The 11612-nt window shown below is 66.1% G+C and carries 6 protein-coding genes; 3 read left to right on the top strand and 3 right to left on the bottom strand.

Annotation, left to right across the window (positions count from 1 at the left end; translation table 11 throughout):
- Positions 1-895 precede the first annotated feature (895 nt).
- Positions 896-1927, top strand: a complete 1032-nt coding sequence (locus HFP89_RS00310; protein WP_168715644.1) for a nucleotidyltransferase family protein — start codon at positions 896-898, stop codon at positions 1925-1927.
- A 33-nt stretch (positions 1928-1960) separates the two neighbouring features.
- The gene (locus HFP89_RS00305; RefSeq protein WP_168715643.1) at positions 1961-3454 is read left to right on the top strand and encodes an asparagine synthetase B family protein; all 1494 of its coding nucleotides are present in this window, start codon (positions 1961-1963) and stop codon (positions 3452-3454) included.
- Positions 3455-4487: 1033 nt separating this feature from the next.
- On the opposite strand, the gene HFP89_RS00300 is transcribed toward HFP89_RS00305, so the two are convergent.
- Positions 4488-5432 (bottom strand): hypothetical protein, encoded by a 945-nt coding sequence (locus tag HFP89_RS00300; protein ID WP_168715642.1) that lies wholly within the window; start codon positions 5430-5432, stop codon positions 4488-4490.
- A complete protein-coding gene (locus HFP89_RS00295; RefSeq protein WP_168715641.1) occupies positions 5429-7123 on the bottom strand; it encodes an ABC transporter ATP-binding protein in 1695 nt (564 codons plus the stop codon). Before HFP89_RS00295 ends, HFP89_RS00300 begins: the two co-directional genes overlap by 4 nt.
- Positions 7124-7203: 80 nt before the next feature.
- Between HFP89_RS00295 and HFP89_RS00290 the strand changes: the two genes are divergently transcribed.
- Complete coding sequence (locus HFP89_RS00290; protein WP_168715640.1) at positions 7204-7488, top strand: PqqD family protein; 285 nt, start codon at positions 7204-7206, stop codon at positions 7486-7488.
- Positions 7489-7764: 276 nt separating this feature from the next.
- Here the strand turns inward: HFP89_RS00290 and HFP89_RS00285 are convergent, their stop codons facing one another.
- The gene (locus HFP89_RS00285) at positions 7765-10671 is read right to left on the bottom strand and encodes a S8 family serine peptidase (RefSeq protein WP_168715639.1); all 2907 of its coding nucleotides are present in this window, start codon (positions 10669-10671) and stop codon (positions 7765-7767) included.
- Positions 10672-11612: the final 941 nt, after the last annotated feature.

Here is an 11612-nt window from a genome sequence, read left to right as displayed (position 1 = left end):
GGATCTCCCTGGGCTGGCGCCAGGGTTCTGACGGGCGATTGCGTCACGAGGTCCCGGGTTCCGGCTGCGCCGGCCCCGGGACGACGAGGTGTAGAAGGCTGGCGGCAGGGTTCTACGGGCGATTGCGTCACGAGGTCCCGGGTTCCGGCTTCGCCGGCCCCGGGACGACGAGGTGTGGGTGGGGCGCCGCGCCTGCTTCACCGTCATCCCGGGGCGTCACTTTTCCATTCCTCGTCATCCCGGGGCGCCCTTTCTACTTCTCCGTCATCCCGGGGCGCCGAAGGCGAACCCGGGATCTCCCTGGGCTGGCGCCAGGGTTCTGACGGGCGATTGCGTCACGAGGTCCCGGGTTCCGGCTGCGCCGGCCCCGGGACGACGAGGTGTGGGTGGGGCGGTGGCACCTCCTCCCCCCCTTCGTCATTCCGGACGGAGCGCAGCGGAGATCCGGAATCTCGTGATGCTGGCGCCACGGTTCGATGGGCGATTCCGTGACGAGGTCCCGGGTTCCGGCTTCGCCGGCCCCGGGACGACGAGCTGTGGGTGGGGCGCCGCGCCTGCTTCACCGTCATCCCGGGGCGTCACTTTTCCATTCCTCGTCATCCCGGGGCGCCGTTTCTACTTCACCGTCATCCCGGGGCGCCGAAGGCGAACCCGGGATCTCCCTGCGCTGGCGCCAGGGTTCGAGGGGCGATTCCGTGACGAGGTCCCGGGTTCCGGCTTCGCCGGCCCCGGGACGACGAGGTGTAGAAGGCTGGCGGCAGGGTTCGACGGGCGATTCCTTCACGAGGTCCCGGGCTCCGGCTTCGCCGGCCCCGGGACGACGCGGAAGGGTCGGCGCCGGTTCCGGGACGACGGGGTGGGCGTGTGGCCGGGGTTTGTTGGGTATTCTTGGCGCATGAGCGAGCTGGACTGGCGTGAGCAATCGGACCCGGCCAAGTGCCTGCAGGCGCTGGCGGCGCATCGCTTGTTGCCGGTGGCGGGGTTGCTGGCCGATCGAGGGCTGCTGCGGCGGGACCTGGTGGCGCCGGCGGGGCAGTTGGCGGCGAAGTCTCGGGAGGAGATGCGGCTGCGGGGCGAGATCGAGGCGGGTGTGATGGAGGCCTTCGTCGAGCGCCGGGTGCCGTTTCTGGTGCTGAAGGGGGCGTTGCTGGCGCGGACGGTGTATCCGGCGCCGGAGGACCGTATTCGAACCGACCTGGACCTGCTGGTGCCGCCCGATGCGGTGGACGCAGCGCAGCAGGCGCTTCGCGCCGCGCGATTCCGGCCGTCCTACGAAGTCGAAGGCGGGCCGCCGATGACGCAGAAGCAGTGGATCCGGCCGAGCGATTCGCTGGTGCACGCCGTGGACCTGCACTGGGATCTTTCCAACCGGCCGCTTCTGAAACAGCGTCTCGCCGTTGCCCACTTGCTCGAGCGCGCGCAGTCGCTGACCACAGCGGCGGTCGATGCGCGCGGCCTCGGCACGGTCGATGCGCTGCTGCACGCGGCGACGCACTACTACGGCCATCATCGCGGCGAGTTCCGGCCCGACCAGTGGTTGCTGGACATGGACCTGCTGTGGCGCAAGTCGGACCCGCCGGCCCGCAATCGCGCGGCCGAGCGGGCTCGGGCCTGTGGCGTCGGCTCGCTGCTGGCCGCTGCCCTGCAGGCCTGCATCGAGCGGTTCGATACGCCGGTGCCGGCCGACTGGCTCGACTCGCTGCGCGCCGCCAGCCGAGGCGAGCGCGCCGCCCGGCTTACGCAGCCGGTGACCACGCCGGTCCTGGATATGCTCCGCAACGCCGCGGAAGAAACCGGCTGGCGCGCCAGGCTTCGCTATGGCTGGCGCCTGGCCTTCCCGCCGGCGGCCCACATGCGCAGGAAGTATCCCGAGGGGTCGCGGTGGGGGTTGCCGGGCTTGTATGTTCGGCGGGCGCTGGGTCGATAGCGGCGTGCCTGGTTGCCTGCTTGTGAGCTCGCGATGTTGATCGCGCTGTACGGGACCCTGGATGCCGCGCAATGCGACTGGGTTCGGCAGCAGTGCGAAGCCGCGCCTGCAGCCGGTATGTTCGAGGCCTCGGGCTGCGTGTTGGCGGCCGATCGAATCCATGTGACCGAAGACTGGGTCGCGGCCTGGGAGGGGTGGCCGTATTCGGATGCCGGGTTGAATGATTCGATCGAGCGGATGCTGGACTCGGGGGTGTCGGACATCGCCGGGCAGTTCAACCTGGTCGTATTCGACCGGCGCAGGAACGAGTTGATAGTGCTGCGGGATCTGGCTGGGTCCTACACACTTTATCAAGCATCTCGAAACAAGCGTGTCTGCCTGACTTCCCGGGTCGAGCAAGCCGAGCGTTTGCTGAACACCCGATTTCCGTTGTCTCTCCAGCGGCTGCGTGCAATGCATCAACGCGCCGAATACACGCCGCCTCGATCCCATTTCGCCGGCATCGAGTTGGTCGAACCGGACCAGGTGATCCGGTGGTCGCGTAATCGCGAATCGCCGAGGTCGATATTGAATACGCATTGGATCGAGACCTTTGTGCGCAACGCCAAAAAGACTCGTTCCAAGAACGACGTGCTTGAAACGCTCGCTGGACATCTTTCCATCAGTCTTGGGCACGCCAGCGAAGGTGTGCAAAACGTACTTCAGGTAAGCGGTGGGCTGGATTCGAATCTGTTGTTGCATGCAATGGTTTCAGCCGGGCTTTCGACGCGGGCCATCACGTTCGTATTTCCGGGCATGGATTGCGACGAATCCGTCGAAGCGCGACTTTCAGCCGAGCGCGCCGGAGTTGTACTGGATGAATTCGACCTGTCGAGAAGACGCTTTGCCGACGACCGAGACGCGCTGTTCTCGCATTGCGACGTGCTACCGTTCACGACCACGTACTTCACGACTGAAACAGCCCGCTGCGCCCGCGACAAAGGGGCTTCGGTGATTCTTTCGGGCGTCGGCGGTGACGAGATCTTCTGGACTCATCGCAGGAAAGCCATGGGCATTCTGGTACGAGGTGTGCCGGGCGGCGCATTTCGATTTGCCTACCGGTCGCCCATGTTGTATGCCCGGGGGGTTGCCCGTGTTTTGGTCAGTGGCCGGGCCCGGAGCCTGCGACGGGCTTTGATGCAGGGCTATGCGATTTTCTACATGGCGGCAGCGCAGGAAGCCGATTGGTATGGCTGTTCGTTCCGTGCGCCGTTCCGCGACGCTCTTGTGCTTACCGCGGCACTCCCGGCTGCAAGCCGACATTGCTTGGCCGGCGGCTCGGCTCGCGGGCTGCAGCGCAACTTGCTGGAACACTTTTCGCCCGGGCTTTCCGAGATCGTGGGCGTTCGAAAACCGACGTTCGGCAGCGCAGCTCGCGCGGAGCCGATCGAATGCCCGGAACTGGGCGAGGCTGCTCGCGACAACATTGCGGCTTTGGCACCTTCGTTTATCGAGATCAAGCGGATGCAGGGTGTGTTTGTGGAATAGGGGCTCATGCCCTCATTTCTTGATTTCCAGAAAATAGACCATTTTTCAGAGGATTTCAGATCGACAAGTCGGGAATGGCGGAAGGATCTGACACTGATCAACTAGAACCTGGGCTATGCTCGGAGTCTGGTTACTTCCAACCAGATTGCGGAAGAGCCTCCCAAGAGTTTTTGCATAGGTGGCATTAGCGCGGAGCAATTTCTTTGAAACCCGGGACTGGAAATTTCGAATATGAACAAATCGATAACGGAAACGGCTGATTCGCAGCAAGGCTTGAATCAGAAGGAGTCGAGAGAAAAGTATGAAGCTCCGATATTGAGGACCAAGAAAATTCGTCATATAGTCGCCGGTTCACTCAGTGGCAACGACGATCTGCTGGGCGAGGGTGGGCGATTCTCTTGAATCTTCGGGCAACCGGCTGATATTTTTCGGAAACGTGAGTATGCCTCCTCTACGAAAAACGACGCTTCGCGCCGTTCATCTGTTGGAGCGCGCTTGCGCGTGAACCGGACCGCGTCGCCCATCGGACTGCAGAGACGGCGCCCACCAACACCTCGTCGTCCCGGGGGCGGTTTTTTTGCTCCTCGTCGTCCCGGGGCCGGTTTTTTTTACTCCTCGTCGTCCCGGGGCCGGCGCAGCCGGAACCCGGAGCGGTCAGAGTTGCTTGCAACTCGTCCTGACCACCCCGAGACTCGCGCGAGTCGAGACATCTCGTGACGCGATTGCCCGTCGAACCGGGACGCCACCTTCGGGAGATCCCGGGTTCGCCTTCGGCGCCCCGGGATGACGGTGAAGTAGAAAGGGCGCCCCGGGATGACGGTGAAGTAGAAAGGGCGCCCTGGGATGACGGTGAAGTAGAAAGGACGCCCTGGGATGACGGTGAAGTAGAAAGGGCGCTCCGGGATGACTGTGAAGCAGAAAGGGCGCCCTGGGATGACGGTGAAGCAGGAGCGGCGCCCCGTGATGACGATGAAAGGAAAAATGGCGCCTCGCTCGTTGGAGATTGACCGCATCCGTGCAATCGATCCCGCCGTCAGAACAGCTCGTCGATCACCCGCTCCCATACCCGCTTGGGCTCGTCCAGCAGGTCCGTGCCGCAGGTGGCCTTGCGGTTCGGCAGGCGGACCAGGTTCAGGGCAAGTTGGTGCAGGTGTTCGGATTCCGCGCGCAGGCGGTTCGAGAACAGCAGGGCGCTGGTCGAGTTCAGTAGGGCGGCATACATTTCGGCGACGGGCACGGACGTCAGTCGGGTGCTGGTCGGCCGCGGCTGCGCGGGGACCAGGTACAGCAGCGCTTCGCACGTTATCTCCGGCAGCCCACGCCCCAGCGCGCGGTAGTCCATCCATTGTTTCTCGAGATGTGCCGGCTCCAGCAGGGGGGATTCGGGAATGCGCTCCAGCAGCGTTGCGCTGGCCGGGCCTGTGCGCAGCAGCATCCGGTCGCGCAGCGGTGTGCAGTGCAGGGCCTGGTCTTCGAGGCGCAGCAGTAGCCAGTCGTCGCTGACCAGCCGGCCGCCCATCGCCAGCGCCGACAGCGCCAGGGTGGATTTGCCGGCGCCGCTTTCGCCGATCACCAGCAGGCGGCGGCGGTGGAGTTCGATGGCCGCGGCATGCAGCGAGATTCGGCCGCGCCGGGCCCACTGCTGCGAAATTCCCAGCATCAGGCTTTTCGGCATCGGAAACTCGGGCGCGGCGTGGGCGTCGGACACGTTCACCCGGGCCGGCGCCCCGGATTCGATCAAGACCCTGCCGTCTTCGAGCTCGTGCTCGATGGACGGGGTGCCGGGTTCGTTCTGGATGTCGTCGCCGGGTAGCCCGACCTGGATCTGGCGCGGCACATTCCAGGGTCGCGGTCTGCGGCCCTGACCCAGGCACGCGGCCAGTTCGTCGGGCGCCAGCCCATGGAACAGCAGTTCCGAGCCGGCGTCGCTCGGGATCAGCCGAGCGCTGGCCGGACTCGCGGCGGGTTCGATCTTCACGGGGCCGCGCGCAGGTCGGCCGTGCCGAGGCTCGTCGGGCCCAGCTCGATGCGCCGATCGGCCAGCTGCAAAAGCGCCGGCCGGTGCGTGATCATGATCAGGGTCCGGCCCTCGAGTTCCGGACCGATGCGTTCGACCAGCGCCTGTTCGCCTTCTTCGTCGAACATGGCGGTGGGTTCGTCCAGCACCAGGATCGGCGTCGGCCGCAGCAGGGCGCGGGCCAGGGCCAGGCGCTGCTGCTGGCCGCCGGAGATGCGCGCCCCGCGCGGGCCCAGTTCGGTGTCATAGCCCTGATCCATCGCTTCGATGAACTCCGCGGCGCCGGCCAGCTCTGCAGCCCGGCGCACCCGGTCCATGCCGGCCTCGGCATCGCCAAGCCGGATGTTGTCGGCAATCGAACCCTGGAACAGCCAGACTTTCTGCGGCACCAGCGCGATCGAGCGGCGCAGCGCGGAAAGCTCGAAGGCCTCGACTTCCGTGCCGTCCAGCGTGATGCGGCCCGCATCGGGCTGATGGAAGCGCATCAGCAGCCAGATCAGCGTGGTCTTGCCGGCGCCGTTGGGGCCGGTGATGGCGACGCGTTCGCCGGCCTGGATGCTCAGGTCGAAGTCCTGCAGCACCGGCCGCTGCGGGTCGTAGCCGAAGCTGACGCTCTCGAACCGGATGCCCTCGCGCAGCGCCTGGGGCGGGGTCCGGCTGCCGCCTGTCGGCTCCGGGGCCAGTGAAAGGGTCTCGAGGATGCGGCCCAGCGCGCCGCGGGTGCTCGAGGCGCGGCCGGCCAGGTCGGCCAGAGACGACAGCGGCCGGGCGACCAGCACGCCGTAGAGCAGCAGCGTGACCAGTTCCTGCGGCGCGGCCGGCCTGGCGCTCCACGGGCCGGCGGCCACCAGCAGCAGGGCGACGATGCCGGTCAGCGATGCCAGCTGGATGACCGGCTGCAGCGGCGCCATCACCCGGCGCATCCGGCGGGCCTTGTCCATTGCGATACCGGCGGAATCCCGGTACAGGTCCAGCTGCTGCCGCTCGCGGGCCTCGGCCTTGATCATCGGCAGCAGCTCGATGGCCTGCTCGGCGACGCTGACGGTCTGCGACTGGGCGTCGAACCAGGCCCGCGCCCGGCTGCGGATGGACCGCATCCAGAAGCGCAGGCCCACCACACAGGGGATGACCACCAGCGCGATCAGCGCGGCCAGTCCGGGCCGCATCCAGGCCAGCGCGCCCAGCGCGCCGACCAGCGTCAGCGCCGTGGGCGCCAGGCCCGGCAGCGCGCTGGACAGGAAGCCGGAAATCGTCTGGGCGTCGGTGGTCAGCAGCGACAGCGTGTCGCCGCGCCTGGCGTGGTCGTGGTGGCGGACGGGCAGGCGCTGCAGGTGGTCGAAGGTGCGCTGGCGCAGGTCGAGCAGGATCTCGTCGCCGACCCGCGCCGTGCCCAGCCGCCCGACGATGCGCAGGCCCAGCTGCAGCAGCAGCACGCCGACGATCGCCGCGCCCAGCAGCGGCAGCGAGGTTGTGCCGTCCTCGCCCAGCAGCCCGGCGGCGAACCGGCCGCCCAGCAGTGGCAGGGTCAGCGTGGCGGCCGTCTCGATCAGCAGGACCGCCGCGATGCCGGCCAGCAGGCCGCGCCAGGGGCGGACCAGGCTCAGGCTGAAGCGCAGCGGATGGGCGGGATCGGGGCGTGCGGCGGCGGGCATGCGGAATTCCGGCTCGGACCCGTACAGTCTATTGAGGATTGAGGCAGAATGCTGCCATCGAGCCAACGCCGTGTGACCCGATGAGTGATGCGATCCAACAGATTCGAGCCGCGCTGGATTCTGGCCGGTTGACCGTCAATCGGATGGACGACGGGACGGCGGTGGTGCTGGATATCGAGGGGGAGCAGTTGATGACGTTGAATGGCTCGGCCGTCACCCTGTTGGATGCGATATCTTCTCGCGCCGATTCTGAAAAGGCGCTCGCCGAAGCTCTGGTCGACGCCTACGAAGTCGATATCGAACGTGCCGAGCGAGATGCGTCCGACTTCCTGACTGCGCTGGATCGAAGCTTGTCGCGGGATTGAATGGTTGCTTTTGGGCAATCTTGTCCAGAAGACCAAGGTCGGGGCGCCAACGATCTCCGTTACCAGCCTTCGTCCCAGCGCTGGGGGTTCCCATCGCCCGGGGGGGACGGCGGACCCTGCAAAACGATGTTTCGCAACTGAACCGTCTTGACCTCTGGTGGGTGGTATTCGGGTCTCTTGCCAATGTCAGCAAGCGGTTTTTCCTGGCCCTCTCTGGCGTCTCGCTCGTTCACAGCCTGCCCATTCTCCAATGCGGCTTCGTTCCCATACCCATGCTCATGGTTCGTAGATCCATGTCATGCGGTGCACGCCTTCGACCAGATACACGTCGACTTCGGTCGGTTCGATATCCGCATCGATAATCCGTCCCCACGGGGTCTGGATTCGGCTCTTCGACAGTATCTCTTGATTGCCGAACCAGTCAAGCGTGTAATGCCCAGTCTGATTGACTTCGACTTCGATGTACCAAGTAGAGGGCTCGTCGAACGTCCGGAAGTCACGCTGAAGGGGCGTTGTGGCAGTCCCCGAAGCCGAGCCTGCGAAGGCCATGGCCACCGGCGCCGCGCTGAAGCCGGGAAGGCGCTCGGCATCGTAGTGATCGAATCCAGTTTTTGCTTCCTCGTGCTGGCCGAGGCGCACACTGGCGCGACTATCGTCACCTTCAAACGCGACATCGACAAGCCAATGTGACGGGTTACGCGCAGCGTCTCTGCGATCGGTCGCCCGAGAGCCGCCTGCTCGGGCCGCTACCAGCGCCGCAGGAGTTGGGATTCGAACTTCAACGTCTTCCAGCGTCCGGATCCAGAATGCGCCGCCCGGCGGAAGAGATCCTTCGAACAACAGTCCGTTGAACTCCTGATACTGCCCTGTGCCGGGCTCCCAGGTCCACATGATGGACCGAACCTTCCCATCGGAAACCGCGGTTGCGAAATCATTGGTGGTGCCGTCGTACTGGAACTGCACTTCGCTCCAATCGAGATCGATGAGACGGGGATTGGCGATCATGTGCGGTTTGCCGAGCACGCTGCCGGGTTCGCCCACAGTGTCGACTGCGATCTGTTCCGTGATGTCCGGTTTTACGCCGCTGAATTGGACGGTTGCAGCCCGGTCGCTGAAGATCCAGTAGCTCCGCTCCGGCGCTAGCGTATCGCTGAGCGTCAATCGCTGATAACTGTTGTTCACAGCGTCCCAGGACCATAGTGACCAGTCGTCATCGAAGGCCCCAAGAGTGGTGTCGCTGAAGTAGGACGCAACGGTAGGATCTGCAAGGCGTTCACAGCCGGTGGAAATCATTTGCCAGCGTTCTGCAGCGACCGAGGCGGTTTTGCTGCACTCCGACAACCGCATCCGCCCATGCCCCGTCGTCGTGTCGTGGCCCGGCGCATTCAGGTCGTTGCCGTTGAACTGGCCCAGCCACTCCATGCCTTCGCGGATGGCAAGGGCGCAGTTCACGGTGGTGATGATCGGCTTGGCCTGGCGCACCTGGTTCAGCAGGGCGGCCAGACCGGCGGCGTGCGGGGCGGCCGACGAGGTGCCGCCGAAGGTGGTGCCGCCGCCGACGGAGGTCGACACGGGGCTGAAGCTCATGCCGTCGGGCTTGGCCACGGCCGGCGGGTTGGAGCCGCTCGGCAGGCCGCCGCCGGGGGCCAGCACCGGGCCTTCGGAGCTGTACCAGGCCGGGGTGGTGTCGTCGATGCTCAGGTCCAGCGCGCCGACGGCGAACACCGCCGCGTTGTCGGCCGGGAAGCCCAGGCTGCGCTCGGGCACGTTGAGGCCGAACCCGATGTTCGAGAACAGCTGGATGTTGCGGTTGGTCGGGGCGTCCCAGCGCGCGACCAGCACACCATAGTTCGAGCCGCTGGTGCAGCCGGCGCTGCTGCCGCTGGCGGTGAACCCGATGAACTCCTGCGGGTTCTGCGAGGCGGGGCTGCCGCTCTGCATCGCGGTCGACGAACTGACGATGGTCCAGCCGCCGGCATCGGTCCGACGCACCAGGAACAGGTCGTAGTCGTGGTCGACGTCGGTCCAGTCGTCCCAGAACATCTCGACCCGGATGGGGAAGCCGTCCGGCAGGCAGAACGGGCTGACGTTCAGGTTGCCGCCGCCGAAGCTCAGCGCGTCCTGGTAGCCGAGGATGCCCGGGCTGGTCGAGCTGTACAGCCCGCCCCAGTGATTCTCCCGATTGTTGGCCGCCGCATTGACTACGAACGAGCGTCGCGCCTGGGCGATTTCGGCGGCCTCGGCAATCGTGCCGCACGGGGCCGGCTGATTCGGCGGGCAGGCCGAGCCGTCGCCGACGCCGTCCAGCGGCGCGCTCAGCGAGGCGGAGATGATGTCGGAGTGGCGGCCGTCGGCGTGCAGGGTCTCGTCGCTGGCGTGCAGCATGGCTTCGTACCACTCGCCGACGGTGCGGGTCTTGTAGACGCGGAAGGTCGCGCCCGGCGCGGTGTCGAAGGCGATCGACACGGTGTTGGCGCCGTGGTCGTCGTCTTCGAAGGTCGGGCAGGCGGCGCTGGAGCAGTCGATGACCGTGCTGCCGTTGACCTCGAAGCGCTGCAGGTCGGCGCCGGCCGGCCAGTCGCCGGAGGCCTGCAGGGCCGACCAGCCGGCAAAGCCGGAGTCGATGATGGTGATGATCTGGCCGCTGCCGTCGGCGCCGTAGCCGTGATAGATGTCGGCGCCGCTTTCGACCACGCCTTCGCTGGTCACCGAGCCGGCACGCTGGCCGGTGGGCTGGACCAGGCGGGCCGGGCGGAGGGTGGCGCCGTTCAGCGAGCGCTGCAGCGCCTTGAGCTGGCGCGGCTCGACCCAGGCTTCGACCAGGTTGGTGGTCACGTCGGTGTGGATCTCCGCGCCGGCGGCGCGCAGTGCCGCGCGCTGGCTGGTGCGGCGCGATGCATCGAAGCGGATCTCGACCAGCACCCGGCCGTCCTTGCCGGTCGGTGCGCTGGCGGCGATCTGCGCGGCGTCGAAACCGGAAACCGGCTTGCTGCGCTCGCCGCGCGCGGCCTGCAGGAAGGCCGAGCGAGCCGGGCCGCGTTCGAAGTAAACCGTACCGGTGCGCCAGTCGCTGCGCGGGTCCGGGCTGCGGACGGATTCATGCAGCTCGAACAGCGGCTGTTCCGAGGCGTGTGCGGCTGCGGTGGCGAGGACCAACAGCGTCGTCAATGCGCGAATCTTCATCAGTCTCTGTACTCCTGGTGCGCGGTGCGTTCTGTCGAGGCCCGGGGGCGCAGAACGCCGCGTGAAATGCACTTTACTATGCGTTAATGAATGCAACTCTCGTTCCGAAATCGACCGGATGACGGAAATCACACTCCCGAACCCCAGAAGCGGCCCCCGTGCTGCCGCAGTTCACGCTTCTGTTTTTTTCTTTTCTGTCAGTTGGTTACGATGATTTCCGGACAAATGGAATGGCGTTGGCGAAACCATCGAAATATGCATTGGATACGACGTTTTTCAAGATGTAGTGTGCTGCAGTGCGCAAATTTTCGAAAAGAGTGACGTAAATCGTCGGTCCGGGCGAATGGGGCGGGGCAGGAAGTGTGACGGAGAGCACGGAAGCGGGGTGCTGGCGAGGGCGCGGCTTTTCCTTTCCTCGTCATCCCGGGGCGCCCTTTCTACTTCACAGTCATCCCGGGGCGCCGAAGGCGAACCCGGGATCTCCCGAAGGTGGCGCCACGGTTCTACGGGCAATCGCGTCACGAGGTCCCGGGTTTCGGCTGCGCCGGCCCCGGGACGACGAGGTGTAGAGGGCCGGCCCCGGGGCGACGAGGTGTGGGTGGGGCGCCGCGCCTTCTTCACCGTCGTTCCGGGGCGTCACTTTTCCATTCCTCGTCATCCCGGGGCGCCGAAGGCGAACCCGGGATCTCCCGAAGCTGCCGCCTGGGTTCGACGGGCGATTGCGTCACGAGGTCCCGGGTTCCGGCTGCGCCGGCCCCGGGACGACGAGGTGTAGAGGGCCGGCCCCGGGGCGACAAGGTGTGGGTGGGGCGCCGCGCCTACTTCACCGTCATCCCGGGCGTCACTTTTCCATTCCTCGTCATCCCGGGGCGCCCTTTCTACTTCACCGTCATCCCGGGGCGCCCTTTCTACTTCACCGTCATCCCGGGGCGCCGGAGGCG

Source organism: Wenzhouxiangella sp. XN79A (assembly GCF_012272825.1).
In the GTDB taxonomy this organism is placed as follows: domain Bacteria; phylum Pseudomonadota; class Gammaproteobacteria; order Xanthomonadales; family Wenzhouxiangellaceae.
This window is presented reverse-complemented; position numbering and strand designations above follow the sequence as displayed.